At 74.8% G+C, this 26707-nt stretch carries 29 protein-coding genes and 1 riboswitch; of the genes, 9 read left to right on the forward strand and 20 right to left on the reverse strand.

Annotated elements, in window-relative coordinates:
- Positions 1-2: 2 nt before the first annotated feature.
- The 4 genes from ACZCLJ_RS04540 to argC form a co-directional block, all read right to left on the reverse strand.
- Positions 3-1232, reverse strand: coding sequence for an acetylornithine transaminase (locus ACZCLJ_RS04540; protein ID WP_463106355.1), 1230 nt, complete (start codon positions 1230-1232; stop codon positions 3-5).
- 71 nt (positions 1233-1303) lie between these two features.
- Positions 1304-2299, reverse strand: a complete 996-nt coding sequence (argB, locus tag ACZCLJ_RS04545; RefSeq protein WP_463105619.1) for an acetylglutamate kinase — start codon at positions 2297-2299, stop codon at positions 1304-1306.
- Complete coding sequence (argJ, locus tag ACZCLJ_RS04550) at positions 2296-3507, reverse strand: bifunctional glutamate N-acetyltransferase/amino-acid acetyltransferase ArgJ (protein WP_463105620.1); 1212 nt, start codon at positions 3505-3507, stop codon at positions 2296-2298. Before argJ ends, argB begins: the two co-directional genes overlap by 4 nt.
- Positions 3504-4598, reverse strand: coding sequence for an N-acetyl-gamma-glutamyl-phosphate reductase (gene argC, locus ACZCLJ_RS04555; protein ID WP_463105621.1), 1095 nt, complete (start codon positions 4596-4598; stop codon positions 3504-3506). The genes argJ and argC overlap by 4 nt, the downstream gene beginning before the upstream one ends.
- 205 nt (positions 4599-4803) lie before the next feature.
- Here argC and ACZCLJ_RS04560 point away from each other — a divergent pair, with 205 nt between their 5' ends.
- Together ACZCLJ_RS04560 and ACZCLJ_RS04565 are read left to right on the forward strand one after the other, a co-directional pair.
- Complete coding sequence (locus tag ACZCLJ_RS04560; RefSeq protein WP_251150787.1) at positions 4804-5820, forward strand: quinone oxidoreductase family protein; 1017 nt, start codon at positions 4804-4806, stop codon at positions 5818-5820.
- Positions 5817-6095 (forward strand): hypothetical protein, encoded by a 279-nt coding sequence (locus tag ACZCLJ_RS04565; protein ID WP_463105622.1) that lies wholly within the window; start codon positions 5817-5819, stop codon positions 6093-6095. The genes ACZCLJ_RS04560 and ACZCLJ_RS04565 overlap by 4 nt, the downstream gene beginning before the upstream one ends.
- Here the strand turns inward: ACZCLJ_RS04565 and thiD are convergent.
- From thiD to pheS, 5 genes are all read right to left on the reverse strand, one after another.
- The gene (gene thiD / locus ACZCLJ_RS04570; protein WP_251150785.1) at positions 6062-7033 is read right to left on the reverse strand and encodes a bifunctional hydroxymethylpyrimidine kinase/phosphomethylpyrimidine kinase; all 972 of its coding nucleotides are present in this window, start codon (positions 7031-7033) and stop codon (positions 6062-6064) included. The genes ACZCLJ_RS04565 and thiD overlap by 34 nt on opposite strands.
- Positions 7026-7123, reverse strand: a riboswitch (TPP riboswitch). It overlaps the preceding gene by 8 nt.
- Positions 7124-7168: 45 nt before the next feature.
- Positions 7169-7837, reverse strand: coding sequence for a YceI family protein (locus ACZCLJ_RS04575; protein ID WP_251150784.1), 669 nt, complete (start codon positions 7835-7837; stop codon positions 7169-7171).
- A 188-nt stretch (positions 7838-8025) separates the two neighbouring features.
- Entirely contained in the window at positions 8026-8916 is an 891-nt protein-coding gene (locus ACZCLJ_RS04580) for an SDR family oxidoreductase (RefSeq protein WP_251150783.1), read from the reverse strand.
- Positions 8913-11507: a phenylalanine--tRNA ligase subunit beta gene (gene pheT, locus ACZCLJ_RS04585; protein WP_251150782.1), complete on the reverse strand. Its 2595-nt coding sequence runs from the start codon at positions 11505-11507 to the stop codon at positions 8913-8915. The genes ACZCLJ_RS04580 and pheT overlap by 4 nt, the downstream gene beginning before the upstream one ends.
- Positions 11507-12604 (reverse strand): phenylalanine--tRNA ligase subunit alpha, encoded by a 1098-nt coding sequence (pheS, locus tag ACZCLJ_RS04590; RefSeq protein WP_251150781.1) that lies wholly within the window; start codon positions 12602-12604, stop codon positions 11507-11509. Before pheS ends, pheT begins: the two co-directional genes overlap by 1 nt.
- A 290-nt stretch (positions 12605-12894) precedes the next feature.
- Between pheS and ACZCLJ_RS04595 the strand changes: the two genes are divergently transcribed.
- Positions 12895-13470 carry a hypothetical protein gene (locus ACZCLJ_RS04595; RefSeq protein WP_251150780.1) on the forward strand — a complete coding sequence of 192 codons (576 nt, stop codon included), beginning with the start codon at positions 12895-12897 and terminating at the stop codon, positions 13468-13470.
- Here ACZCLJ_RS04595 and thpR read toward each other — a convergent pair.
- The 5 genes from thpR to infC all read right to left on the reverse strand — a co-directional run bounded on the left by thpR (position 13460) and on the right by infC (position 16886).
- Positions 13460-14140: an RNA 2',3'-cyclic phosphodiesterase gene (gene thpR, locus ACZCLJ_RS04600; protein ID WP_251150779.1), complete on the reverse strand. Its 681-nt coding sequence runs from the start codon at positions 14138-14140 to the stop codon at positions 13460-13462. The genes ACZCLJ_RS04595 and thpR overlap by 11 nt on opposite strands.
- Positions 14137-15030: a TrmH family RNA methyltransferase gene (locus ACZCLJ_RS04605; RefSeq protein ID WP_463105623.1), complete on the reverse strand. Its 894-nt coding sequence runs from the start codon at positions 15028-15030 to the stop codon at positions 14137-14139. The genes thpR and ACZCLJ_RS04605 overlap by 4 nt, the downstream gene beginning before the upstream one ends.
- Positions 15031-15062: 32 nt before the next feature.
- Positions 15063-15449: a 50S ribosomal protein L20 gene (rplT, locus tag ACZCLJ_RS04610; protein WP_463105624.1), complete on the reverse strand. Its 387-nt coding sequence runs from the start codon at positions 15447-15449 to the stop codon at positions 15063-15065.
- Between the two features lie 69 nt (positions 15450-15518).
- Positions 15519-15713 (reverse strand): 50S ribosomal protein L35, encoded by a 195-nt coding sequence (gene rpmI, locus ACZCLJ_RS04615; RefSeq protein WP_108051433.1) that lies wholly within the window; start codon positions 15711-15713, stop codon positions 15519-15521.
- 108 nt (positions 15714-15821) lie between these two features.
- Positions 15822-16886, reverse strand: a complete 1065-nt coding sequence (gene infC, locus ACZCLJ_RS04620; RefSeq protein ID WP_463106356.1) for a translation initiation factor IF-3 — start codon at positions 16884-16886, stop codon at positions 15822-15824.
- Between the two features lie 423 nt (positions 16887-17309).
- On the opposite strand from infC, the gene ACZCLJ_RS04625 reads away from it, so the two are divergent.
- The 6 genes from ACZCLJ_RS04625 to ACZCLJ_RS04650 all read left to right on the forward strand — a co-directional run bounded on the left by ACZCLJ_RS04625 (position 17310) and on the right by ACZCLJ_RS04650 (position 22077).
- The gene (locus ACZCLJ_RS04625; RefSeq protein ID WP_463105625.1) at positions 17310-17780 is read left to right on the forward strand and encodes a Fur family transcriptional regulator; all 471 of its coding nucleotides are present in this window, start codon (positions 17310-17312) and stop codon (positions 17778-17780) included.
- Positions 17781-17893: 113 nt separating this feature from the next.
- Positions 17894-19408, forward strand: coding sequence for a catalase (locus ACZCLJ_RS04630; RefSeq protein ID WP_463105626.1), 1515 nt, complete (start codon positions 17894-17896; stop codon positions 19406-19408).
- Positions 19409-19574: 166 nt separating this feature from the next.
- Positions 19575-19937 (forward strand): DUF1844 domain-containing protein, encoded by a 363-nt coding sequence (locus ACZCLJ_RS04635; protein ID WP_463105627.1) that lies wholly within the window; start codon positions 19575-19577, stop codon positions 19935-19937.
- Positions 19934-20716, forward strand: a complete 783-nt coding sequence (locus ACZCLJ_RS04640) for a hypothetical protein (RefSeq protein WP_463105628.1) — start codon at positions 19934-19936, stop codon at positions 20714-20716. The genes ACZCLJ_RS04635 and ACZCLJ_RS04640 overlap by 4 nt, the downstream gene beginning before the upstream one ends.
- On the forward strand, positions 20713-21522 hold the full coding sequence (locus ACZCLJ_RS04645) for a S1C family serine protease (RefSeq protein ID WP_463105629.1): 810 nt from the start codon (positions 20713-20715) through the stop codon (positions 21520-21522). Before ACZCLJ_RS04640 ends, ACZCLJ_RS04645 begins: the two co-directional genes overlap by 4 nt.
- 39 nt (positions 21523-21561) lie before the next feature.
- Positions 21562-22077, forward strand: coding sequence for a hypothetical protein (locus ACZCLJ_RS04650; protein ID WP_251150772.1), 516 nt, complete (start codon positions 21562-21564; stop codon positions 22075-22077).
- A 28-nt stretch (positions 22078-22105) separates the two neighbouring features.
- Here ACZCLJ_RS04650 and ACZCLJ_RS04655 read toward each other — a convergent pair whose 3' ends face one another.
- From ACZCLJ_RS04655 to ACZCLJ_RS04680, 6 genes are all read right to left on the reverse strand, one after another.
- Complete coding sequence (locus ACZCLJ_RS04655) at positions 22106-22903, reverse strand: SseB family protein (RefSeq protein ID WP_463105630.1); 798 nt, start codon at positions 22901-22903, stop codon at positions 22106-22108.
- Positions 22900-23631: a bifunctional 1-(5-phosphoribosyl)-5-((5-phosphoribosylamino)methylideneamino)imidazole-4-carboxamide isomerase/phosphoribosylanthranilate isomerase PriA gene (gene priA, locus ACZCLJ_RS04660; protein WP_251150771.1), complete on the reverse strand. Its 732-nt coding sequence runs from the start codon at positions 23629-23631 to the stop codon at positions 22900-22902. The genes ACZCLJ_RS04655 and priA overlap by 4 nt, the downstream gene beginning before the upstream one ends.
- Positions 23632-23731: 100 nt before the next feature.
- Positions 23732-24397, reverse strand: a complete 666-nt coding sequence (gene hisH, locus ACZCLJ_RS04665; RefSeq protein ID WP_463105631.1) for an imidazole glycerol phosphate synthase subunit HisH — start codon at positions 24395-24397, stop codon at positions 23732-23734.
- 5 nt (positions 24398-24402) lie between these two features.
- On the reverse strand, positions 24403-24942 hold the full coding sequence (locus ACZCLJ_RS04670; protein ID WP_463105632.1) for a hypothetical protein: 540 nt from the start codon (positions 24940-24942) through the stop codon (positions 24403-24405).
- A complete protein-coding gene (hisB, locus tag ACZCLJ_RS04675) occupies positions 24939-25538 on the reverse strand; it encodes an imidazoleglycerol-phosphate dehydratase HisB (RefSeq protein WP_251150768.1) in 600 nt (199 codons plus the stop codon). Before hisB ends, ACZCLJ_RS04670 begins: the two co-directional genes overlap by 4 nt.
- Positions 25535-26695, reverse strand: coding sequence for a histidinol-phosphate transaminase (locus ACZCLJ_RS04680; RefSeq protein WP_251150767.1), 1161 nt, complete (start codon positions 26693-26695; stop codon positions 25535-25537). Before ACZCLJ_RS04680 ends, hisB begins: the two co-directional genes overlap by 4 nt.
- Positions 26696-26707: the final 12 nt, after the last annotated feature.

Genomic DNA, 26707 nt, shown 5'->3' on the forward strand with positions numbered 1-26707 from the left:
CGTCAGGTCCTCGTCTCGGTCGGTTCGGGATCGGGCAGGCGCAGGTCCGCGAAGAACGCGACGACGTCGCGCGCCTGGTCGGGCGTGAGCACGAGCGGTGGTGCGAGCCGGATCGCGTCGGGCGCGACGGCGTTGACGATGAACCCGGCGTCGAGCGCCGCGCGCGCGACGTCGACGGCGACAGGCCGCGAGAGCAGGACGGCGAGCAGCAGACCACGACCTCGCACGCCCGCGACGAGCGGGTTGCCCGCCCCCGTGATGCCGTCGCGCAGGAGCGCGCCGACCGTCCGGACGTTGTCGAGCAGCCCGTCGCGCTCGATGACGCCGAGCGTCGCGAGCGCCGCCGCCGCCGCGACGGGGTTGCCGCCGAACGTCGTGCCGTGCTGCCCCCGGCCGAGCAGGGTCGCGGCGCGCTCTCCGTACGCGATCACCGCACCGACGGGGAAGCCGCCGCCGAGCCCCTTGGCCAGCGTCACGACGTCGGGCAGGATCCCGCCACCGAGGTCGGGCTGCTGGACCGCGAGCCAGGACCCCGTGCGCCCGACGCCGGTCTGGACCTCGTCGAGCACGAGCAGCGCGCCGTGGTGGGCCGTGAGCTCGCGCGCGGCGACGAGGTAGCCCGGCGACAGCGACCGGACGCCCGCCTCGCCCTGGACGGGCTCGACAACGAGCGCCGCGACCTCGCCGCGCGCCGCGACCGCCTCGGCGGAGAACGCCTCCTCGAGCGCCGCGACGTCGTCGAACGCGACGTGCTCGACGCCGCCCGGGAGCGGCTCGAAGGGCTCGCGGTACGCCGCCTTGCTCGTGAGCGCGAGCGCGCCCATGGTGCGGCCGTGGAACCCGCCCTCGAGGGCGAGGACCCGGGGCTTCCCGGTGCGGCGAGCCATCTTGAAGGCCGCCTCGTTGGCCTCGGTGCCGGAGTTCGTGAGGAACACGCGCGACCCGTCGGGCGCGCCGGTGAGCGCGAGCAGGCGCTCGGCGAGGGCGATCTGCGTGGGGGTGCCGAAGAAGTTCGACACGTGCCCGAGCGTGCCGAGCTGGGCGCTCACCGCGGCCGTCAGGGTCGGGTGCGCGTGGCCGAGCGCGTTCACCGCGATCCCGGCGAGCAGGTCGAGGTACCGCTTGCCGTCGGCGTCCCAGACGTAGGCGCCCTCGCCCCGCACGAGCACGCGCTGCGGCGGGCCGAACGTGTCCATCACGGCGTGCGAGTACCGCTCGGTCCACTCCTGCACCGATCCGGGCGTCGTGTCGAGGACGCCGCCCGACGACGAGACGGCCGTCGTGCCGGTCGAGCCGTCGTGCGTCACGCGGCACCTCCCGTCACGGCGTCGGGGACCACCATGGTCCCGCTGCCCTGGGTCGTGAAGACCTCGAGCAGGAGCGAGTGCGGGACGCGGCCGTCGATGACCGTCGCCGCGGTGACGCCGCCCTCGACGGCGCGCAGGCACGCCTCCATCTTCGGGACCATGCCCGACTCGAGGGACGGCAGGAGCGCGGCGAGCTCCGACCGCGTGATCTGCGCGACGAGCGAGCCCTTGTCCGGCCACGAGGTGTAGAGCCCTTCGACGTCCGTGAGGACGACGAGCTTCTTCGCGCCGAGCGCGACCGCGAGCGCCGCCGCCGCGGTGTCCGCGTTGACGTTGAGCACCTGCGTCGGGTCCTCGAGGTCGGGCGCGATGGTCGACACGACGGGGATGCGCCCCGCGTCGAGCAGGTCCTGGACGGCGGACGGGTGGACCTCGACGACGTCGCCCACGAGGCCGACGTCGACGGGCTCGCCGTCGACCGTGGCGTGCCGGCGCTGCGCCTGCAGGAGGCCGCCGTCCTCGCCCGAGAGCCCGACGGCGTACGGACCGTGCGCGTTGATGAGGCCGACGAGCTCGCGCGAGACCTGCCCCGTGAGGACCATGCGCACGACGTCCATCGCCTCGGGGGTCGTGACGCGCAGGCCGCCGCGGAACTCCGACTCGATGCCGAGCCGGGCGAGCATGGCGGAGATCTGCGGGCCGCCGCCGTGCACGACGACGGGGTGCAGGCCGACGCGGCGCAGGAAGACCATGTCCTCGGCGAAGGCCGCCTTGAGCCGGTCGTCGACCATCGCGTTGCCGCCGTACTTCACGACGACGAGCGCGCCGGCGTACTCCTCCAGCCACGGGAGCGCCTCGATGAGCACCTCCGCCTTCTGGTCCGGGCGCAGGTCGGTGCGGGTGTCGAACACGAAGTCCTCGGACGGCGCTCCCGGGGGCGCGGTCCTCGTCGCTGCCGGGGCCGTCACGGTCTCGCTGGTCCGGTCGCTCATGAGGAGTACGCGCTGTTCTCGTGGACGTAGTCGTGCGTGAGGTCGTTGGTCCAGACGGTCGCGGTCGCGGAGCCGGCGTGGAGGTCGACCACGACGCGCACCTCCCGGTCGGCGGCGAGGTCGACGAGCTCGCGCGGCTCGCCGACTCCTCCCGCCCGGCACACCTGGACGCCGTTGACGGAGACGTCGAGGGCGAGCGCGTCGAACGGCGCGACGTCCTCGGGCACCGTGCCCACGGCGGAGACGATCCGACCCCAGTTCGGGTCGTTGCCGAAGATCGCCGCCTTGACCAGGTTCGAGCGCGTGACGGCCCGGGCGACGGCCACGGCCGCGTCCTCGTCCGACGCGTTCACGACCGTGACGGCGACGTCGTGGCTCGCGCCCTCGGCGTCGGCGACGAGCTGGCGCGCGAGCGAGGCGCACGCCTCGGTGAGCGCGTCCGTGAGCTCGTCGAGCGCCACGGAGACGCCCGACGCCCCGGAGGCGAGCAGGATCACCGTGTCGTTGGTGGACATGCAGCCGTCGGAGTCGACCCGGTCGAACGTCGTCCGGGTCGCGGCGCGCAGGGCCGCGTCGGCGGTCTCGGCGTCGACGACGGCGTCCGTCGTGAGGACGGAGAGCATCGTCGCGAGCCCCGGCGCGAGCATGCCCGCGCCCTTGGCCATGCCGCCGACCGACCAGGTCGCTCCGCCGTCGAGCGATGCGGGGGCCGCCCCCTCGCGCACGACCTCGACCGTCTTGGGCACGGTGTCCGTCGTCATGATCGCGAGCGCCGCGTCGCCCCCGCCCGTCGTCGCGGACGACGGGTCGTCGAGAGCGACGGCCGCCGCCTCGACGCCGGCGAGCAGCTCGGGCATCGGCAGCCGGACACCGATGAGACCGGTCGAGCACACGAGGACGTCCCCTGCGGACGTGGACAGCACGTCGGCGACGTGCTCGGCCGTGCGGTGCGTGTCGGCGAAGCCCTCGGGTCCGGTGCACGCGTTGGCGCCGCCCGAGTTGAGCACGACGGCCGTCGCGCGCCCGTCGCTCACGGCCTGGCGCGTCCACGCGACCGGCGCGGCGAACACGCGGTTGCTCGTGAGGACGGCGGCCGCGACGTCGAGCGGCCCGTCGTTGACGACGAGCGCGACGTCCTGCGCGCCGCTCGACTTGAGCCCGGCGGCGACGCCGGCGGCCCGGAAGCCCTGGGGCGACGTGACGGTCACGGGGCCACTCCCTCGGTGGTGAGGCCCGCCGTCTGCGGAAGGCCGAGCGCGATGTTCATGGACTGCACCGCGGCGCCCGCGGTGCCCTTGACGAGGTTGTCGATCGCGGTGACGGTCACGACCCGCCCCGCGGCGTGGTCGACGGCGACCTGGATCAGCGCCGTGTTGGCGCCGAGCGTCATCGCCGTGCTCGGCCACTGCCCCTCGGGCAGCACCTGCACGAACGGCTCCCCCACGTACGCGTCGTCCCACGCCTGGCGCACCCGCGCGTCGAGCTCCGCGGGCCCGAGGCCTGCGACGGCGTCCGCCAGCGGCGCCGAGACCGTCGCGAGGATCCCGCGCGCCATCGGCACGAGCGTCGGCGTGAACGAGATCCGCACGGCCGGTGCGCCCGCGGCGCGCAGGTTCTGCACGATCTCCGGGATGTGCCGGTGGCCCCCGCCCACGGCGTACGGTTGCGCCGAGCCCAGGCCCTCCGACGCGAGCAGGTGCGGCTTGAGCGCCTTACCGGCCCCGGAGTACCCGTTCGCGAGCACCGCGACGACGTCGCGCGGGTCGACGACACCTGCCGCGACGCCGGGCTGGAGACCGAGCGTCACCGCGGTGACGTTGCAGCCCGGGACCGCGATCCGTCGCGCACCGGCGAGCCGCTCGCGCTGTCGCGTCTCCGTGGCGCCTGCCCCGGGGTCCTGCGTGAGCAGGAGCTCGGGCAGACCGTAGGGCCACGTGCCGGCGTGCTCCGAGCCGTAGAACTGCGCCCAGTCCGCGGCGGACTCCAGCCGGTGGTCCGCACCGAGGTCGAGCACGAGCACGTCGTCGGGCAGCTGCGCGGCGATCTCGCCCGACGCGCCGTGCGGCAGGGCGAGCACGACGACGTCGTGGCCCACCAGGTGCTCGAGGGTCGTCGGCAGCAGCACGCGGTCGGCGAGCGAGCGCAGGTGCGGCTGGTGCGCACCGAGGAGCGTCCCTGCGTTGCTGTGCGCCGTCACGGCGCCGATCTCCACGTCGGGGTGCCCGGCGAGCAGGCGGAGCATCTCCCCGCCCGCGTACCCGGACGCCCCGGCGACCGCCACTGTGATCGTCATATGCATCACTATACATACTTATACATGCCAGGGGCTCGCGACGAGTGCGGACCGGGACGAGACCAGGCCGAGGCGACGGCGGGTGGGTCGGTTGACGTGCGAAGGGCGTCAGAGTCGCGCTCCCAGGACGTGAGCCGACAGACCATGGTGACGGCGCGGCAGCCCGAGCACGTCAGCCGACCCGCCCACGCGACCCGCCTAGGCTGGGCCCATGCACGCGATCGTGGCCCGCGAGGCGGGTGGCCCTGACGTCCTGGAGTACCGCGAGCTGCCCGACCCGACACCGGGCCCCGGGCAGCTCCTCGTCCGCGCGGCGGTCGCGGGCGTCAACTTCATCGACACGTACAAGCGCTCGGGCGTGTACCCGATGCAGTACCCGCACGTCGTGGGCAGCGAGGGCGCCGGCCACGTGCTGGCGGTCGGGGACGGCGTCGAGGACTTCGCCGAGGGTGACCGCGTGGTGTGGACGGAGGCGCCCGGCTCGTACGCGGACCTCGTGGTCGTCGCGGCACGCGAGGCCTTGCACGTGCCCGACGCCGTGACGTTCGAGGACGCCACCGCCGTCGCACTGCAGGGCCTCACCGCGCACTACCTGTGCACGTCGTCGTACCCGGTCCGCCCGGGCGACCGCGTGCTCGTGCACGCCGGTGCCGGCGGGGTCGGGCTGCTGCTCACCCAGATGGTCGTCGCGCGGGGCGGGCACGTGATCTCGACGGTCTCGACGCCGGCGAAGGCCGAGCTGTCGCGCGGCGCGGGCGCCGAGCACGTGATCGAGTACACGGCGCTGGGTGACCTGTCGCACGACCTCCCGGAGATCGTGCGCGGGCTCACCGGCGGCGACGGCGTCGCCGCCGTGTACGACTCGGTCGGCAAGGACACGTTCGACGCGTCGCTCGCGTCGCTGCACCGCCGGGGGACGCTCGTGCTGTTCGGCGGCTCGTCCGGTCAGGTGCCGCCGTTCGACCCGCAGCGCCTCAACGCGGCCGGGTCGGTCTTCCTCACGCGCCCCAAGCTCGGCGACCACACGGCGACGCGGACCGAGCTCGTCGAGCGGGCGACCGAGGTGCTCGGCTCCGTCGCGGGCGGCACCCTCCACGCGCGCGTCGGTGCCACCTTCCCGCTGGCCGAGGCCGCCGAGGCGCACCGTGCGCTCGAGGGGCGTGCCACCACCGGCAAGGTGCTGCTCGTGCCCGACGCCGCGGCGTCGGGCTCCGGACGCGAGGCATGAGCTGGGACTGGGTCCCGGCCCGACCCGGGGAGGAGGACGGGTCCGACGGCGGCCCCTCTCCCGCGCTCCGGCGGACCGCGACGGTGCTCGCCGTCCTGCTCACGGGCGTCCTCGTCGTCTACTACCTGACGATCGGCGTCCGGCAGGGCGAGGACCGATGCGTCGCCGAGCGGCCGGACGGGGTCGCCGCGAGCCAGGTCGACTCGCGGTGGCGGTGGTGGCCGCCCGGCACGGAGTGCGTCTACCCCACCGGGACCGAGGTCGCACGCGCCTGAGACCCGGCGCCGCCCGCATCGTGCTCGTCGACGGGCTCGACGACCGGCTCCTCGACCGGCGACGTCACGTGCAGGTGGTCGACCGGCCCGCGGCCGGTCCCGACCTGCAGCGCCGCCCCCGCGCGCAGCGCGCCGGTGAGCCACTCCTTGGCGTCGCGCGCCGCCTCCGGCCAGCCCGCGCGCTGCGGGCGCAGCGCCGCGAGGGCCGCCGAGAGCGAGCACCCGGTGCCGTGCGTGTGCGGCGTGTCCACGCGCCCCGCGTCGAACGTCGTCACGCGACCCGCGCCGCCTTCGGTCGAGCCGGGCTCCACGAGAGCGTCGGGTGACGTCGCGCCGGTGAGGTGGCCGCCCTTCAGCAGGACCGCCGTCCCGCTCGCCGCGGCGAACGCGCGCGCCTGGACGAGCGCCTCGTCCCACGTCGCCGCGACGGGCGTCCCGGCGAGGACGGCGAGCTCGGGCAGGTTCGGGGTCACGACGTCGGCGCGCGTCGCGAGGTCACGCACGCCCTGCTCGGCGCCGGCGTCGAGGAGCCGGTGGCCGGAGGTCGCGACCATGACGGGGTCGAGCACGACGTACGGCGCGACGCCTCCGCGGTCACGGCGCGACGCACCGAGGACGTCGAGCCACGCACCGATCTCGCGCGCGTTCGCGGCGTCCGCCACCATCCCGATCTTCACCGCGTCGATCTCGACGTCGTCGGAGACCGCGTCGAGCTGCTCGCGCAGGAACGCCGCCCCGGGGACGTGCACGGAACGGACGCCGTGCGTGTTCTGCGCGACGAGCGCGGTCGTGACGGCCATCCCGTACGCGCCGTGCGCGCAGAAGGCCTTGAGGTCCGCCTGGATGCCGGCACCGCCGGTCGGGTCCGTCCCGGCGACCGACAGGACGCGCGGACGCGAGGGTCGCGGTGCAGGAGAGGTCGTGGGGGCGAGCGTCATCGCCGGACATCCCTTCGCTAGTACGAGCTAGATCAGGTTCGACGGGTGTGATCTCAGCCCCGGTGTCCCGGGGCACCCCGTGTCGGTCCGCTCATGCTAGCGGTGCGGTGCGCCGTCGCGGCGCGCCGCCCGTCCTCACTCCTGGTGGATCGCCTCTCCGGCGATCTCGAGCGAGACCTTCTTGCCGACGAGGAGGCCGCCGGTCTCGAGCAGCACGTTCCACACGAGCCCGTAGTCCTCGCGGTCGAACTCCCCCGTGGCGTGGAAGCCGAAGATGTCGCGGCCGTAGGGGTCACGGCGAGCGCCGCCGTAGCGCATCCTCAGGTCGATCGGGTGGGTGACGTCGCGGATGGTCAGCAGTCCGCTCACGACGAAGTGTCCGGCCTCGGCGGGCGCTGTGCGCTCCGCGGCCACGGTCGCGCGCTCCGGCGAGCGGTTGCGCAGCCGCGCCCAGGCGAGGATCGCGTCGTCCTGGCTCCCCTGCCACCGGACGCCGGTGCTGCGGAACTCGAGCGTCGGATACGTCTCGACGTCGAGGAAGTCGGCGCTGTGGAGGTGGACGTCCCGGTCGGCGTGGTGCGTGGTGAGGCTCGCCGACTCGATCGTCGCCGTCACCGTGGAGGCCAGCGGGTCCTGTCCCACGAGGATCGTCGCGCTCGCCCGCGTGAACTCGCCCCGCACCGGCGAGACCATCATGTGCTGCCCCGCGAAACCCACCCGCTTGTGCGCCTCGTCGAGCACGTACGTGCCCGCGTCGGGAACGGTCATGCCGTTCCACTGGCGGACCGGTCGTGTCGTGGTCATCCGTCGCCCTCCGGGGTGCTGTGGTCGAACCGCGACCGCGCCGTCCGCTCGGTCCTGGTCAGGTGTCCAGGAGAGCATCGCCGATTGTTAGGTGAACATTCAACTAATCGGCGGGTGACCTTGCGTACAAATGCCGCGAGGCGCGCCCTTCCCGAGCGGGGAAGGACGCGCCTCGTGACGCAGGCCGGTCAGCGGCGGGGCAGCTCGCCGGGCATCGGGTCGTCGTCGCCCCAGCGCGTCACCCGCAGCCGGCGACCGTCCGGGCCGGGCACCGCACGCCCGCCGCGGGCGGCGTCGTCGAGCGCGGCCCGCAGCGAGTCCGGCGAGTCGTGCGTGACACGGACGAAGGAACCCGAGAACGCGTCGAGGCCGCCCCCGGCGATCGCGACGACCATCTCGACCGTGCGCTGGACCGGCGTCCACTCCGTGCGCCCCCGGTGCATGACCATCGAACCCGTCATGTCGGTCTGCACCACACCGGGCGCGACCTCGAACGTGCGGAGCCCTCGGTCGTAGCCCGAGCGGTGCAGGTTCGCGCCGAGGCGCAGGAGCGCCGTCTTGCTCGCGTTGTACGCGCTCGCGCCGACCATGTCGTGCGACCCCGCGCCGCTGTTGAGGTCGACGACGCGGCCCCCGCCCCGAGCGAGCATGCCCGGGACGACGGCGCGCGCGAGCAGGAACGGCCCGCGGACGTTGGTCTCGAGGATCGCCCACCACTCGTCGGGGTCCGCCTCCCACAGCGGCACCTCGGCGTCGACGCGTCCGGCGTTGTTGACCAGCAGGTCGATGCCGCCGATCTCCCCCTCCGCCGCGGCGACGGCCGCGGACACCGCCTCGACGTCGGTGACGTCGGCCGTCACGACGACGGCGTGCCCGGCGCCCCCGGCCGTGATCTCGTCGGCCACGTCGCGGAGCCGCGCGGCGTCCCGAGCGAGCAGCGCGACGTCGAGCCCCGCAGCGGCGAGACCGACGGCGATCGCGCGGCCGATGCCGCGCGACGCCCCGGTGACCAGCGCCGTCCGTGCAGGCGCGACGGGCTCACCCGCCACGCCCGCGTCCACGGGGGTGCCGGTGCTCATGCCCGGAGCTCCGCCCCGACGCGCTCGCGCGCCGCCTCGACGGCTCCCGCCCGCACGCGCGCGACGTCGTCGGCCGTGAGCGTCCGGTCGGCGGCCCGCAGACGGAGCGAGAACGCGAGCGACTTGCGGCCCGCGCCGACCTGCTCCCCGGTGAAGACGTCGAAGAGGGTCAGGTCCTCGAGGAGCTCGCCCGCACCGTCGGCCACCGCGGAGCGCAGCGCCTCGGCCGTGACGTCGGCGGCGACGACGAACGCGAGGTCCTCCTTCGCGGCAGGGAACGTGGAGACGGGCGCCGCGACGAGCGGTTCAGCGCTCGACCCGGCGAGCAGCGCCGAGAGGTCCACCTCGAACGCGACCGACCGCGCGGGCAGCCCGAGGTTCTCGAGCACCTTCGGGTGCAGCTCGCCCGCGTGCCCGACGAGGGTCCCGTCGGCGAGCTCGATCCGCGCGCAGCGGCCCGGGTGCCAGGGCGCGCGGGCCGTGTCGGCGCTCACCACGACCTCGGCACCGACGTGCTCCGCGACGAGCCGGGTGGCGTCGAGCGCGTCGGTCCAGTCGGCGGCCCGCCCTTCGCCCCACCACCCGGCGCGCTCGCGCCGGCCGACGAGCACGCCCGCCACGTGGCGCGGCTGGTCCGGCACGGCGGCCGCGAGCGCCGCGAGCTCGTCGTCCGTCGGGCGCACGCCCGGCGGGAGCGAGGGCGCGGCCGGGGCGTCGACGCGCGGTCGTGTCACGAGCCCGGTCTCGAACACCGCGAGATCCGTCATCCCGCGACCGACGTTGCGGCGCGCGGTCTCGAGCAGCGTCGTGAGCAGGTCGGTCCGCATGAGGGGCCGGTCGTCGGCGAGCGGGTTGACCAGTCGCAGGGCACGACGGCGCTCGTCGTCGGCAGGCAGACGCAGCGCGTCGAGCTCGGCCGCCCCGACGAACGGGTAGCTGAGCGTCTCGACGAAGCCCGCCTCGGCGAGGCCACGGGCCACCGAGCGGCGGACCGCCTGCTCGCGGGTCAGGCCGCGGCCGCCGGGCGCCTTCGGCAGCACCGACGGGATCTCGTCGTAGCCGACGAGCCGCGCGACCTCCTCGACCAGCTCCGCCGGCCCGGTGAGGTCGGGTCGCCACGTCGGGGGCGTGACCACGAGCACGTCCGTCCCACCGGACGACGGCCCGTCCGCGACGTCGCAGCCCAGCGCGCCCAGCGTGCCCACGATCTGCTCGAGCGAGTACGCCACGCCGACGAGCCGCTCCGGCTCCGTGACGGGCAGCCGCACGGGAACGGGCGCCGGGACGTGGTCCAGGTCCGAGACCGCCGCGTCGGCGGTGCCGCCGCCGTGCTCGACGAGCAGGTCGACGACGCGCTGCGCCGCGACCGCGGGCAGCCGGGGGTCGACGCCGCGCTCGAACCGCTTCGCCGCCTCGCTCGACAGCTTGTGCCGGCGCGACGTGCGCGCGACGGACACGGGATCGAAGTGCGCGGCCTCGACGAGGACGTCCGTCGTGGTCGGGCCGACCTCCGAGGACGCCCCGCCCATGACCCCCGCGAGCCCGAGGACCCGCGAGCCGCGGGCGCCGTCGGGCGAGTCGGTGATGAGGAGGTCCTCGGCGTCGAGCCTCCGGTCGGCGTCGTCGAGGGTGACGAGGCGCTCGCCCGGCTGCGCGCGGCGGACCACGATCGGGCCCGCGACCCGTGCGAGGTCATAGGCGTGCAGAGGCTGGCCGAGGTCGAGCATGACGTAGTTCGTCACGTCGACCGCGAGCGAGATGGGCCGCATGCCCGACGCCGTGAGGCGGCGCTGCATCCACGCGGGCGTCGTCGCGGCCGGGTCGATGCCGCGCACGATGCGCGTGACGAAGCGGTCGCACCCGTCGATGCCGCGGACCGGGGCCGCGTCGTCGACCTCCACGGGGAAGCCGTCGGGGGTCGCGGCCGGGGGCGGCGTCGGCAGCGAGGCCGCGAGGCCCCGGTCGGTGAAGCGCGCGCCGGTCGAGTGCGCGTACTCGCGCGCGACCCCGCGGTAGGAGAACGCGTACCCGCGGTCCGGGGTGACGTTGATCTCGAGCACCTCGTTCCCCAGGCCGAGGAGCGCGACGGCGTCCTGGCCGGGCGTGAGGTCGGCCTCGGCGAACCCGAGGCGCGGGAGCACGATGATCCCGTCGTGGTCCTCGCCCAGCCCGAGCTCGCGCTGCGAGCAGATCATGCCGTCGGACACGTGGCCGTACGTCTTGCGGCTCGCGATGGCGAACGGTCCCGGCAGCACGGCGCCCGGGAGCGCGACGACGACGAGGTCGCCCTCGCCGAAGTTGTGCGCCCCGCACACGATGCCGCGCGGCTCGCCCCCGTCGGCCGCGGGGACGCCGTCGACGTTGTGCGCGCCGACGTCCACCCGGCACCAGTTGATCGTCTTGCCGTTCTTCTGCGGCTCCGGCGAGAGCTCGAGGACCCGCCCGACGACGAGAGGACCCGTCACGGCCGCGCCGTGGACCTCCTCCTCCTCGAGGCCGACGCGCACGAGGTCCGCAGCGAGCTGCTCGGCGGTGAGGCCCGCAGGGAGCTCGACGTGGTCGCCGAGCCAGTCCAGGTCGACGTACGGCATCAGACGCCCCTTCCGAGCTGGGCGGAGAAGCGCACGTCGCCCTCCACCATGTCGTGCATGTCCGCGATCTCGTGGCGCAGCATGAGCGTGCGCTCGATGCCCATCCCGAACGCGAAGCCCGAGTAGACCTCCGGGTCGATGCCCGCCGCGCGCAGCACGTTCGGGTTGACCATGCCGCAGCCGCCCCACTCGATCCAGCCGGGCCCGCCCTTCTTCTGCGGGAACCACAGGTCCATCTCGGCGCTCGGCTCGGTGAACGGGAAGAAGCTCGGGCGCAGGCGCGTGCGCGCCTCCGGGCCGAACATGGCCTGCGCGAACGCGTCGAGCGTCCCGAGGAGGTTCGCCATCGTCAGGCCCTCGTCGACCGCGATGCCCTCGACCTGGTGGAAGACGGGCGTGTGGGTGGCGTCGAGCGCGTCGGTGCGGAACACCTTGCCCGGGCACGCGACGTACAGCGGCACACCGCGCGCCAGGAGCGAGCGCGCCTGCACGGGGGACGTGTGCGTGCGCAGCACGAGGTTCGACGGCTCGTCGCCGTCGCCCGCGACGTAGAACGTGTCCTGCATCTGGCGCGCCGGGTGGTCGGGACCGAAGTTCAGCGCGTCGAAGTTGAACCACTCCGCCTCGACCTCGGGGCCGTCGGCGATCTCCCAACCGAGGCCGACGAAGAAGTCGGCGACCCGCTCCTGCAGCGTCTCGAGCGGGTGGCGCGCGCCGCGGGGGGCGCGGTCGGTCGGCAGCGTGACGTCGACGGCCTCCTCGACGAGGACCCGCTCGTCGCGCTCGGCCTCGAGCTCGGCGTGGCGCGCGGCGAGGGCCTGGTTCAGGCGACCGCGCAGCGGCCCGAGCAGCCGGCCGGCGGTCTTCTTGTCCTCGGGCGCGAGGGAGCCGATCTGCCGGTTCGCGAGCGCGAGCGCGCTGCGGTCGCCGGTGTGCTCGGTGCGCACGGCCTTCAGGGCGTCGAGGTCGCGGGCCGCGGCGACGGCCGCGAGCGCGGCGTCGAGCGCCCGCTGGAGGGCGTCGGCGTCGAGCGGCGACGGCGCGTCGGTGGGAGGGCCGTCGCTCGCGGGGGCGACGGCGGCGTCAGGGCTGGACATACGAGCCTTCCTGGCGATGTCGGGACAGCTGGCTGGACGGTGGGGAGGGCCCACGGGCGCATCACGAGGGCCGGACGCGCGGACGCGCCGGGCGCGTCCGCGACATTCTAGGGCGCCCGTCCGGGCCCCGACCTACCGGTCGCGTCCGCGTCCCGGTGAGGAGGCGTGACGGTGCGCGTCAGCAGCGCGGGCCCGTGACGGGCCCGGGAAATCGACGATCAGCTCGCGCGGTCACCCCCTCATCCTCGCACGGCAGCGCTGCGCCACCCGGTCGGGGCATGATGGTGCGCGTGGCGGAGAGGACGCAGGACGGGCCGGCGTGGCCCGTGTACGGGGGCGCCGCGGTCCCGCAGGACCCGCTGCAGCGCACGCTCGACGCCGACCTCACCGCGCGGCCCCCTCCTGCCGGGCCCGGCGCACGCGCACCGGACCGGCGGTCTGCCGGGACGTCGTCGGGCACCACGACCCACGGCCCGGCCGGGGCTCCCGACGCGGCGTCCCGACCGCCCTCCGCGCGCGGGTACCGGCGCGACCGCGGGTTCTGGTCGTCGCTGCGGCGCGGGCTCGTGCCGGGTGCGGGCGCCGTGCTGACGGTGCTCGCCCTCGGTCGCGCCGCGTCCGGCCTGGGACCCGAGAGCGCGGCAGTCGTCGCGCCCTACTCGACGATCCTCGTGGTCGGTCCCGTGCTCGGCGTCGGCTGCGTCGTCGGTTGGGTGGTTCACGCGGCGCGTCGACGCGCCGCGCGCGCCCGCGGGGACATGACGCCGGTGCGACCGAGCCGGGTGCTCGGCGCGGCGACGACGGTCCTCGGCGTGCTGCTCGCCGCGCTCGTGGTCACCCCCCTGTGGGTCGGCTTCAGCGCCTGACGCCCGGAGGGGCGGACGACGCGCCCGGACCGGCCTGCGCGCCGGCGAGCAGCAGCGACGCGATCTCGTGGTGCGCCGGCCGGCCGGCACCGAGGTCGGACGCGACGACGGCGAGCCGCGTCGCCTGCCAGCGGGGACCGTCGTAGACGGCGAGCGCCGCGGCCGGCGCCTCGAGCGCGTCCCGCAGCGTCGGTCCCGCGGGTCGCCCGCGCCGTCCGGCCCGCCGGTCCGCCTGGCGGGCACCCGCCGCGGCCCGGGCGACCGTGAGGTGCGCGCGCTGGCGCGGGCGGCGGTCGACGTGCACGCCGGCCACCGAGCCGGCCTCCGCGGCCGCGGAGCTCAGCGCACGCAGGTGGTCGAGGTCCACGCGAGGTCCGCCCACACCCACCCACAGCACCCGCCGGTCGAAGACGCCCGCCCCGTGCAGGCTGAGCTCGAGCGGCGGCGTGGCGTCCACGACCTCCGTGAGGGCGTCGACGAGGTCGGGGACCGCGCCGTCGGGCACCTCGCCGTAGAACGAGACCGTGAGGTGCCACAGCTCGCGCGGCGTCCAGCGCACGAGGGGCGCACCGTCGGGCCGCACCGCCTCCTGCGCCCGCACCGCCCCGAGCGCCAGGTCGAGGTGGTCGCACGCGGCGACGTCGGGATACAGCGCGGCGAAGACCCTCACCGGCGCACCCCGCGGTGCGCGCGCCCGGACGCGTAGAGGCACACGGTGGCCGCGGTCGCGAGGTTGAGCGACTCGGCCCGGCCGCGGATCGGGACGCGGACGACCGCGTCCGCGAGCGCGCGGTCCTGCTCGGGGAGCCCCCATGCCTCGTTCCCGAACACCCACGCGGTGGGCCGGGCGAGGTCCGGGAGCTCCTGGGCACGGGAGTCGGGACCGACGGCGCTCTCTCTGCCCGCGACGTCGAGGAGGTCGTCGAGGTCGTGGTCCCCCGCGCCGTCGGCCGCGAGGACGAGCAGACCTGCCGTGCGCAGGGCGTCCACCGTCTCGTCGAGCGCGACGCCCGACACGACGGGGAGGTGGAACAGCGAACCTGCCGTCGACCGCACCACCTTGGGGTTGTGCACGTCCACGCTGTCGCCCGCGAGGACGACCACGTCCGCCCCGGCGGCGTCCGCGGCGCGGATCACGGTCCCGGCGTTGCCCGGGTCGCGGACCGTCGCGAGGACCGCGACCAGCAGCGGCCCGGCGGCTCCGGCGGCGGCGGTCGCGAGCGCGTCGTCCAGAGCGGGGCGCTCCTCGCGCACGACCGCGAGCACGCCCTGCGCGTCCGGGCTCATCGCCGCGAGCACCTCCGGGGTGGCCACGTGGACGTGCAGCGCGGCGGCGCGTGCGTCGGCGACGATCTCGGGGTAGCGCTGCGCCGCCGACGGCGTCACGTAGAGGTCGCGCACGCGGGCCGCGGCATGCCGGACGGCCTCCCGCACGGCCTGGGGGCCCTCGACGAGGAGCTGACCGTGCCGTGAACGCGCAGGACGCCCGGACAGGGCCCGGACCGCCCTGACCCGGTCGCTGCGAGGGTTCGTCAGCGTGGGGTCGAGGTGATCGGGCACCGGCCGGGCGTCCGTGGCGTCGGTGTGGATGCTCAGGCCGCGGCCCTGGGCGCGTTGACGTCCTCGGGGAGCGCGTCCTTCGCGACCTCGACGAGCGCGTTGAACGCCGCCACGTCGTTGACCGCGAGCTCCGCGAGCAGGCGACGGTCGACCTCGACACCCGCGGCCTTGAGGCCCTGGATGAGGCGGTTGTACGTCAGGCCCTGGGCGCGCGACGCCGCGTTGATGCGCTGGATCCACAGCTTGCGGAAGTCTCCCTTGCGCGCCTTGCGGTCACGGTAGGAGTAGACGAGGGAGTGGGTGACCTGCTCCTTCGCCTTGCGGTAGAGGCGCGAGCGCTGGCCGCGGTAGCCCGCTGCGCGCTCGAGGGTCGTACGGCGCTTCTTCTGGGCGTTGACCGCCCGCTTCACGCGTGCCACGTGATGCTCCTTGCAGTTCGGGGCTCAGGGTGAGCCGGTCGGCGACGGGGTGCCGTCACCGCGACCGGGTCACTTGCCGAGCAGCTTCTTGATGGACTTGACGTCGGCGGGCGAGACCACCTGGTCCTGGGCGAGGCGGCGCTTGCGCTTGGTCGCCTTGTGCTCGAGCAGGTGTCGAGCGTTGGCCTGCTCGCGCATGACCTTGCCGGTACCCGTGATGCGGAAGCGCTTCTTGGCACCCGAGTGCGTCTTGTTCTTCGGCATGGCTGCCGTGTCTCCTTGTGTCCGGTCAGCCACCTCGCGGTGGCCGACGTGTTCGGGTCCGGGCCGGTGGGTCCGGACCCCGAGCAGTTTCGGTCGGTGGGCCGGCCGTCAGCCGGCCTTGCCGCGGGGGGTGGGCTTCGGCGCGGGGCGCGGGGCGCCCGGCTTGGGTGCCGGCCGCGGCACCGCAGGCTTCGCCGTGCCCGACGCCGCCGGGGCCGGTGCCGCGGCAGGCCGCGGCGCGGGGGGACGCGGTGCGGCCGGTCGGGCCGGCTCCGCGGACTGCGCCCGAGGACGCTGCGCGGCAGGCGCCTTGGCCGGGGCCGGAGCCTTCGCCGGCGCGGACGCCCTCGTCGGCGCGGGGGCCTTCGGAGCGACAGGAGCCTTCGCCGGGGCGGGGGCCTTCGCGGGAGCGGCGGCCTCGACCGGCGCCTCCGCGGGCGTCTCGACCGCGGGCTCCGCGGGCGTCTCGGCCGCGGGCTCCGCGACCTGGGACTCCGCGACGGGCGCCTCGGTGACCGGGCTCGCGACCTGGGCGTCCTGCTCGACCTCCGACACGTCCCCCTCGGGGGCGTCCGGCTCGCGCTGGGCAGCGCGCTGCGCGGACTTCGTCAGCCGCGGCTCGGCCTCCTGGGCGCGCTTGCGCTGCTCGCTCTTGGCGTCGGCCTTCTTCTTCACCGGGCCGAGCACCATCGTCATGTTGCGCCCGTCCTGCTTGGGCATCGACTCGACGAAGCCCAGCTCGGAGACGTCGTCCGCGAGGCGCTGCAGCAGGCGGACGCCCATCTCGGGGCGCGACTGCTCACGGCCGCGGAACATGATCATGACCTTGACCTTGTCGCCGGCCGAGAGGAACCGCTCGACGTGGCCCTTCTTGGTGCCGTAGTCGTGCGGGTCGATCTTCAGCCGGAAACGGATCTCCTTGAGGACCGTGTTCGCCTGGTTCCGCCGCGCCTCGCGCGCCTTCATGTCCGACTCGTACTTGAACTTGCCGAAGTCCATGAGCTTGCAGACGGGCGGGCGGGCGTCCGGGGCGACCTCGACGAGGTCGAGGTCCGCGTCCTGGGCAAGGCTCAGGGCAACCTCGGTGCGGACGACGCCGACCTGCTCCCCGCCAGGACCGATGAGTCGGACCTCGGGGACGCGGATCCGATCGTTGATGCGAGGCTCGCTGATGTGATGCTCCTAGGAAGTCGTCGGTAGACCGCCCGGCACGAGGAAGGCCCCCGTCCCTGAGCGCAGGGCGGAGGCCATCGTTCCGGCAGCCGTGGGTGCACCACGACGACCACGTCTGGGCGGCGCACCACGAGGGCGAGCCGTCCGGACCAGGACCCGGCCTCTGTCGCGACATCACGTCGGCGGTCGAGACCCGGGTGGGATGGGATCCACTTGCGCACCCGCACTGGCCCGCATCGGTGCTCACGGACAGCCGGTGGCCGCACCTGAACACCGACGCACGTCGTGCAGGTCGGTCAGCCATCAAGACTACCAGAGGTCGGCGGCATGCCGAGCGTCGGTCTGCGCCGGTCACCGTGCGGCCGTGAACTAGATGCCCTCCATCATTGGAACTCTTCCAGAGAAGCGGGTTAGGCTGACGTCATGACGACGGGATCGACGCGGTCCTCCGCCGCACCCGAGCGTGCGGCGCGGTTGCCGCACGGGACGGACCACGAGGCCGAGCTGCGCGCGCACGGGCTGCGCGTCACGGCGGCGCGGCTCGCGGTGCTCGACGCCGTCGACACCCGCCAGCACGCCGACGCCGACACCGTGCTGCGGGCGGTGCGCACGACGCTGGGCTCCGTCTCCGTGCAGGCGGTCTACGACGTCCTCAACACGCTGACGGACAAGGGCCTGCTCCGGCGCATCGAGCCGGCCGGCCACCCCGCCCGGTACGAGCGCCGCCTCGGCGACAACCACCACCACGTCGTGTGCCGCGCGTGCGGCGCCGTCTCCGACGTCGACTGCACCGAGGGCCACGCCCCGTGCCTCACCCCGAGCAGCACCTCCGGGTTCCGGATCGACACCGCCGAGGTGACGTTCTGGGGCCTGTGCCCCGACTGCGCGCCCTGACCCCTACTGGGTGGACCGGTGGACCTCGCGCACCCCATCGACGCCCGTTATCTCACGATGATCCCGTTACGGACCCCGCGCTCGCTCGCCGGGTCCGCTGGAAGGAGCGCCTCATGACCTCCCCGCACACGACGACCAACGCCGGAGCGCCCGTCGCGTCCGACGCCCACTCGCAGTCCGTCGGCGCCGACGGCCCGATCGTCCTGCACGACCACTATCTCGTCGAGAAGCTCGCGCAGTTCAACCGCGAGCGCGTCCCGGAGCGCGTCGTCCACGCCAAGGGCGGCGGCGCGTTCGGCACCTTCACCGTGACCGGCGACGTCAGCGCCTACACGCGCGCCGCCGTCTTCCAGCCCGGCACGGAGACCGAGATGCTCGCCCGCTTCTCGTCCGTCGCCGGTGAGCACGGCTCGCCCGACACGTGGCGCGACCCGCGCGGCTTCGCGCTGAAGTTCTACACGAGCGAGGGCAACTACGACCTCGTCGGGAACAACACCCCCGTCTTCTTCATCCGTGACGGCATCAAGTTCCCCGACTTCATCCGCTCGCAGAAGCGCCTGCCCGGGTCGAACCTGCGCGACAACGACATGCAGTGGGACTTCTGGACCCTGTCGCCCGAGTCGGCGCACCAGGTCACGTGGCTCATGGGCGACCGCGGCCTGCCGTCGAGCTGGCGCCACATGGACGGGTTCGGCTCGCACACCTACCAGTGGATCAACGCCGCGGGCGAGCGCTTCTGGGTCAAGTACCACTTCACCACCCAGCAGGGCATCGACAACCTGTCGGCCGACGAGGCGGCGCAGCTCGCGGGCTCGGACGCCGACCACCACATCCGTGACCTCTACGAGCACATCGAGACCGGCGACTTCCCGCGCTGGACGCTGTCGGTGCAGGTCATGCCGTACGAGGACGCGAAGACGTACCGGTTCAACCCGTTCGACCTCACGAAGGTGTGGCCGCACGGCGACTACCCGCTGGTCGAGGTCGGCGTCATGGAGCTCAACCGCAACCCGGAGAACTACTTCGCCGAGATCGAGCAGGCGACGTTCGCACCGAGCAACTTCGTGCCCGGCATCGCGGCGAGCCCCGACAAGATGCTCCTCGCGCGCATCTTCTCCTACGCGGACGCGCACCGGTACCGCGTCGGCACGAACCACGCCCAGCTCCCGGTGAACGCCCCGCGCGGTGCCGAGGAAGGTGGCCACTCCTACGCGAAGGACGGCGCGATGCGCTACGGCTTCTCCTCCGCGACGACGCCGGTCTACGCGCCGAACAGCCGGGGCGGGGCGCACGCCGACCCGGCCCGTGCGGCCGAGTCCACCGGCTGGGAGGCCGACGGCGAGCTCACGCGCGCGGCCGCGACGCTCCACCCCGAGGACGACGACTTCGGCCAGGCGGGCACGCTCTACCGCGAGGTCTTCGACGGCCCGGCGCGCGCCCGGTTCCTCGAGACGATCACGGGCCACGTGGGCGGCGTGCAGAGCGTCGACATCCGCGAGCGGGCCATCCAGTACTGGACGAACGTCGACGCCGAGCTCGGCGCGGCGCTGCGCGTGGCGCTCGAGGCCGAGGGCGCCCCGATCGAGGCCGGCGAGCCCGGCACGGCGAGCGAGCCCGTGCGCGTCTGACGTCCGTCGACCGGCGCCCACCGGGCGTCGAGACGTGGGAAACCGCCCCGGGACCGTACGGTTCCGAGGCGGTTTCCCACGTCTCGGCGCAGGTGTGGGCGACGGATCGGCACCGTCGTGGGTCGCCTCGACCGCGACGGTCGGGCCGGATGGAAAGATGGACGCCATGAGCATCGAGAACGCCCCCGCGCAGGACCCCTCGACGGACGCCGTGCGCGACATCGCCGACGTCGCCGCCGTCGAGGTCATCACCTCGGCCGCGGTGCACCTCATGAGCGCCGCCGCCGTGAAGTGCGGCCTCGCGGAGGACGCCGAGGCCCAGGGCCACCTCGACCTGGACGAGGCGCGCAAGCTCATCAACGCGCTCGCCGCCCTCGTCACCGCGAGCGCGCCGGACATCGGCAACCAGCACGCACGGTCCCTGCGGGACGGTCTGCGCTCGCTCCAGCTCGCCTTCCGCGAGGCCTCGGTCTACCCGGACGCCCCCGGTGACGGTCCCGGCGAGAAGTTCACGGGTGCGGTGAGTTGAGCACCTCGCCACCGCCGCCGCCGGCCGGGAGCACGGCCCCCGACGGCCCGCCGCCGGTCGTCCCCGCGCCGCGCGACCCTGCGTCCGTCGACCCTGCGTCCGTCGACCCTGCGTCCGTCGACCCTGCGTCCGTCGACCCCGCCCCCGGCCCGACGCCTGTCGGCCCGTCGACCGAGCGTCCCTGGCGGGCCGACGGCCTGTCGGCCGACGCGCCCCCGGACGGGCCGGGGCAGCCGAGCGCGACGCCCGCCGCTCCCCCGCGCCGACGCCGGCGCGCGCGGGTGGTCGTGACGATCGTCCTCCTCTCCCTGCTGCTCGCCGGGGCGGTCGGGGTGGGCGCCTACCTCTGGGTCACCACCACACGCTGGCAGGAGACCAGTGCCGACTGGGAGACGCAGGCGCGGGCGCTCGGCGAGGACGTCGCACGGCTGCAGGCCGACCTGGACGGCGCCAACGCCGAGCTCGAGTCGGCCCGGGGCCAGCTCACCACCGCGCAGGACCGGATCGCCGAGCTCGCGAACGAGAAGGCCCAGCTCGGTGACGAGAACGAGGCCTCGCAGCAGTACCTCGACTACCAGAGCCGGGTCTCCGACGCCGCAGGCAAGGTCGCCGCAGCGCTCGGTCAGTGCACGACGGCGCAGTCCCAGCTCATCGGCTACCTCAACAACCGCGACGCGTACGACCCGGCCGACCTCGAGCGCTTCTCCGGCCAGGTCGACGAGCTGTGCCAGGCGGCGACCGACGCGAACGCGCAGCTCCAGCAGGAGCTCGCGGGATGACCCGCGGCTCGCGGACCCGACGAGCGGGGGCATCGCAGCGCACGCCGGCGCGCGCACCCCGGTGGACCACGTCCCGGCCTCGACCGGGCGCGCTCGTCGCGACCGTCCTCGTGGCATCCGTCGTCGCCGGGTGCGGCGTCCTGCCGGAGCTGCCCGACCCGGTGCCGCAGAGCGTCGTCCCGTCGTTCGCCGCGCCGGGCGAGCCCGCCGGGTCGGAGGTCCTCTCCCCCGACGGCTCGGACACGGTGCGGCGGATGGCCGTGCGGATCCGCAACGTCGGCTGCGAGGGCCTCTCGACGGGTTCCGGGTTCGCGCTCGACGCCCGCACGCTCGTGACGAACAAGCACGTCGTGGACTCGTCGCGCTCGCTCCAGCTGCTCACCTACGACGGTCGGGACATCGCCGCCCAGACCGCGAGCACCGCCGGGCTCGCCGATCTCGCGATCGTCCGCACCGCCGAGGACCTGCCGTCCGCTCCGACGCTCGCCGCCGCCGACCCGGCGCCCGGCGACCCGGTGACCGTCGTGGGGTACCCGGAGGGCGGCCGGCTCACGGTCACCGAGGGCTCCGTGATCGGGACGACGACCGACCCGCTGCACGAGAACCTCGGCGAGGTCCTCGTCACCGACGCGCCGGTCGAGCCCGGGAGCTCCGGGTCCGCAGCGCTCAACGACGCGGGCGAGGTCATCGGCGTCGTCTACGCGAAGACCTCGACCGACAAGAGCCTGCTCGTGCCGGTGAGCACGCTGCGCGAGCTCCTCGCCGACGAGTCCTCGTTCAGCGCCGCGGAAGAGTGCTCGGGCTGAGCCGCGCGCGACACGCCCCGGAGGTCTAGTCTCGGCCGCATGGCAACGAACGCGAGCCCCGGCGACGCGCCCGCCGTCGACCCGGCGCACATCACGCAGGCTGCACGCGACACCCTGACCGTCCGCCGTGTCTACGGGGAGGCGTACGAGCGCGGTTCCACGCTCGTCATCCCCGTGGCCACGGTCTGGGGCGGCACGGGGTCCGGCTGGGGCTCCGGCTCCGGCGAGCTGTCCGGCAAGGGGGCGGCCGACTGGCCGTTCCACATCGGGAGGTCGGCGGCGCCGTCCGAGGCGCCCGAGCCCTCCGGCAAGCCGTCCGACGGCCCCGGCTCCGGCAACGCCGGCGGTGACGCCGGCGGCGAGGGATCGGGCGGCGGTGGCGGGTTCGGCGTCCGGGTCAAGGCCACCGGCGTGTACGTGGTCGACGACGCGGGCGTGCGCTGGCAGCCCGCGGTCGACGTCAACCGCGTCGTGCTCGGCGGACAGGCCGTCCTCGCCGTCGTCGGGGTGGCTGCGTCGCTCGCCTGGGCGATCGGCCGGTTCCGCCGGGGCTGACGGCGTCCGTCCGGGCCGGCCGGGACGCTCAGTCCGCCCGGCCGATCCGCAGCTCGAGGCCGTCCACGCGCCCCGACACGACGTCGTTCCCCGCGAGCGCGGCGTTGACCTGGGCGAGCACTGCGTCGAGGCCGGCACGGTCGAGCCCTGCGTCGATCCGCAGGACGACCGCGACCTCGGCACGCCGTCCGGGCTCCGCCCACGCGCGCGCCACGTGCGGCAGGCCGTCGACGGCGGACGCGACGGCGTCCTGCACCGCGGGCGCCACGACGCCGTCGGCCACGGCGGGCTCCCACTCCTTGCCCTGCGCGAGCGCCCAGACCGCCGGCCGCGGCACGAGCACGGTGACGGGGCCCGCGGGGTCGACGACCAGCAGCGCCCAGTCCTCGCTCACGGCGGACAGCGCCGCGCGGCGCGCGTCCACGGGCACCGGACGCGCGTCCGTGCGCCAGGCCGCCATGGACGCGACCGACGTGAACACCGGCAGGGCGCGGCGGCCGTCCGGCGCCTGGAGCGCGACGACGCCCGCCGACGCCTCCTTGTCGACGGTGTGGCCGTGCTCCCCCTCGGCCGACGACTCGAGCTCGGCGAGGATCGGCACGAGGACGCGCGTGCTCGCGAGCCGGTGCACGACCTGGGCGACCGTCGCCGAGCCGCCCGCGTGAGCGGCGAGCGTCGCGGTGATCTCCGGGTCGGCCGAGCCGTCGTCGCCCGAGAAGCCGGAGGACGGCGGCAGCGCCTTCCCGGTGCCCGACGCCGCGTCGACGGAGGCATCGGCCTCCGGACGGTCCGGAGGGTGGCCGTGGGTGCCGTCGCCCACGGTCACGGCCGGCCCGCGACGTCGAGCGCCTGCGGCAGCGTGAACGCCCCGGCGTACAGCGCCTTGCCGACGATGGTGCCCTCGATGCCGGCGGGGACGAGCGCGCGCAGCGCCTCGAGGTCCGCGAGGCTCGAGATGCCGCCCGAGGCGACGACCGGGGCGTCGGTGCGCGAGGCGACGTCGCGCAGGAGCTCGAGGTTCGGTCCGCGCAGCGTCCCGTCCTTCGTCACGTCGGTCACGACGTAGCGCGCGCATCCTGCGGCCTCGAGGCGGTCGAGGACCTCCCAGAGGTCGCCCCCCTCCTCGGTCCAGCCGCGCGCGGCGAGCGTCGTGCCGCGCACGTCGAGACCGACGGCGATCGCGTCGCCGTGCTCGGCGATGACCTTCGCCGTCCACCCGGGGTTCTCCAGCGCCGCGGTGCCGAGGTTCACGCGACGCGCGCCCGTGGCGAGCGCGCGCTCGAGCGACGCGTCGTCGCGGATCCCGCCCGACAGCTCCACCTGGACGTCGAGGCGGCCGACGACGTCGGCGAGGAGCTCCGCGTTCGACCCTCGCCCGAACGCCGCGTCGAGGTCGACGAGGTGGATCCACTCCGCGCCTCCGGACTGCCAGTCGAGAGCGGCGGCGAGCGGGTCGCCGTACGAGGTCTCGGAGCCCGCCTCGCCCTGCACGAGGCGGACGGCCTGGCCGTCGGCGACGTCGACGGCGGGGAGCAGCACGAGGCGGTCGGTCACGAGGTTCTCCATCGGTCGTGGCGCGGGCTCCCGCGCCGGGTGGTTCGGACGGTCCCGGGGACGGGCGGCGGGTTCCGCCGTCCGTGCACCGGACGTCGCGTCAGAGCGTACGGACCCAGTTCTCCAGCAGGGCCGCGCCCGCGTCGCCGGACTTCTCCGGGTGGAACTGGGTCGCGGACAGCGGGCCGTTCTCGACGGCGGCGACGAACCGTCCCCCGTGGTCGGACCACGTGACGAGCGGGCGCCGGATCGATGACCCGGAGGGCACGTCGTCGCCGAGCGGGAAGGAGCGCGCCGCGTAGGAGTGCACGAAGTAGAAGCGCTCGTCCTGGATGCCGTCGAAGAGGACGGTGCCCTCCGGTGCGTCGACGGTGTCCCAGCCCATGTGCGGGACGATCTCCGCCTCGAGGCGGTCGACGAGCCCGGGCCACTCCCCCAGACCGTCGGCCAGCGTGCCGTGCTCGTCCCCCTGCTCGAACATCACCTGCATGCCGACGCAGATGCCGAGGACCGGCCGCCCGCCGGCGAGCCGGCGCCCGACGATCTCGTGCCCGCGCACCGCCCGCAGGCCCTGCATGACGGCGGCGAACGCCCCGACGCCGGGTACGACGAGCCCGTCGGCGTCCTGCGCGCGGGCGCGGTCCGCGGTGAGCTCGACGTCCGCGCCGACCCGCTCGAGGGCACGCACCGCGGAGCGCACGTTGCCGAACCCGTAGTCGAGGACGACCACCGACGGCCGGCGGCCCGTCAGCGGCCCTCCGCTCACGGCGCTCACTTCTTGCGCGCCCGACGACCGGCGGCGGTCAGCAGGCGCATCGCCTTCCACCGCGAGATGGACGAGCTCGCGACGACGCCGTCGAGGTCCGTGACCGTGCTCGAGCCCGTGAGAAGGTCCTCGAGCGCCTCGGGGGCACCGCCCAGCACGAGCCCCGGGGCGAGGGCGTCGCCGACCGCACCGTCGCTCCAGCGCGTCATCGTGAGCTGCTCGCCCCGGCGCTCGACGAGGATGAGCGGGACGCCCTTGACGAGCGTCGACAGCGCAGCCGCCGCGAGCGCGGGAGCGTCACCGGTCCGGTCCCGGAGCACCGCGACGGCGCCCACGTCCGTCGCGACGACGTCGGCCTCGACCTGGGCGAGCGAGCACGCCGCCGCGAGCGGCTCGGCGCCCGCGATCTGCGTGACGAGCGCGACGAGATCCGGGCTCGACCCGCCGGTCAGCGAGGACAGGTCGTCCGGGATCTCGAGGCCCTCGAGGGCGTCGCCGCGGGCGGGGTCGTCGTCCGGCACGCCGGGGGTCGGGTCGGTGCTCACAGGGCTCCCTTGGTCGACGGGATGCCGTCGACGCGCGGGTCGGGCGCGACGGCGGCGCGCAGCGCGCGGGCGAGGGCCTTGAACTGGGCCTCCACGATGTGGTGCGGGTCGCGGCCGGCGAGGACGCGCACGTGGAGGCAGATGCCCGCGTGGTGCGCGATCGACTCGAGCACGTGCCGCGTGAGCGAACCCGTGAAGTGGCCGCCGATCAGGTGGTACTCCTGCCCCTCGGGCTCGCCCGAGTGCACGAGGTACGGGCGGCCCGACACGTCCACCACCGCGAGGGCGAGCGCCTCGTCGAGCGGGACCGTCGCGTCGCCGAAGCGCGAGATGCCGCTCTTGTCGCCGAGCGCGACGCGCAGCGCCTCGCCGAGGGCGATCGCGACGTCCTCGACCGTGTGGTGTGCGTCGATGTGGGTGTCGCCCGTCGCCTCGACCGTGAGGTCGATGAGCGAGTGCTTGCCCAGCGCGGTGAGCATGTGGTCGTAGAACGGGACGGTCGTCGAGATCTGCGTCCGTCCCGTCCCGTCGAGGTCGAGCTCGACGAGCACGCTCGACTCGCTCGTCGCGCGCTCGATGCGCCCTGTACGACTCACAGTCCTGCCACCTCCACGAGGGCGTCGCGGAACGCCCGCATCTCGTCGCGGGTGCCGATCGACACCCGCAGCCATCCGTCCGGCCCAGTCTCCCGGATGAGCACGCCGCGCTCCAACAGGCCGGCCCAGACCGCGTGCCGGTCGGGGAACGTGCCGAAGAGCACGAAGTTCGCGTCGGAGTCGGCGACCTCGAGCGCGCGCCCGTCCGGGTGGCGCAGCGAGCGGAGCCACGCGACGGTCGCGTCGCGCTCGGCGCGCAGCGCGTCGACCTGGGCCAGGAGCTCGTCCGCGTGCGCGAGCGCGCCCCGCGCGACGGCCTGCGTGACGGCCGACAGGTGGTACGGCAGCCGCACGACGCGCAGCGCGTCGACGAGCTCGCGCGACGCCGTGAGATATCCCACGCGAGCCCCGGCGAGCGCGAAAGCCTTGGACATCGTGCGCGTGACCGCGAGGTTCGGGTGGCGGTCGAGCAGCTCGAGCGCGGACGGCGTGCCCGCGCGCCGGAACTCCCCGTACGCCTCGTCGACGACGACGACCGCGGGTGCCTCGCCGTCGCCCGTCGGCACGCGGACGGCGAGCGCCGCCTCGCACACGGCCTCGACCGTCGCGGCGGGCAGCGCGGTGCCCGTCGGGTTGTTGGGGCTCGCGAGCAGGACGACGGACGGCTGCTCCCGGGCGATCACGTCACGCGCGTGCTCGGGGTCGAGCGAGAAGTCCTCGGCCCTGCGCCCGACGACCCAGGCGGTGTGCGTGTCGCGCGCGTACTCCGGGTACATCGAGTAGGTCGGCGCGAACGAGACCGCGGTGCGCCCGGGCCCGCCGAAGGCCTGCAGGACGTGGAGCATGATCTCGTTGGACCCGTTGGCCGCCCACAGCTGCTCGGGCTCGCGGTGCACGCCCGACTCCGTCCCGAGGTAGGCCGCGAGGTCGGTACGCAGCGCGTGGAAGTCGCGGTCCGGGTACCGGTTGAGGCCGGCGGCAGCGGCCCGCACGTTCTCGGTGATCGTCGCGACGACGGCCGGACCCGGCGCGTGCGGGTTCTCGTTGACGTTGAGGAGGACGGGCACGTCGAGCTGTGGCGCGCCGTACGGCTCGATGCCCGCGAGCTCGGGGCGCAGCGGCAGCCCGGAGGTCCCGGCGACGGTGGGTGGGGTCACCTCCACAGTCTA

The sequence above is a fragment of the Cellulosimicrobium sp. So1_17 genome (assembly GCF_055181235.1).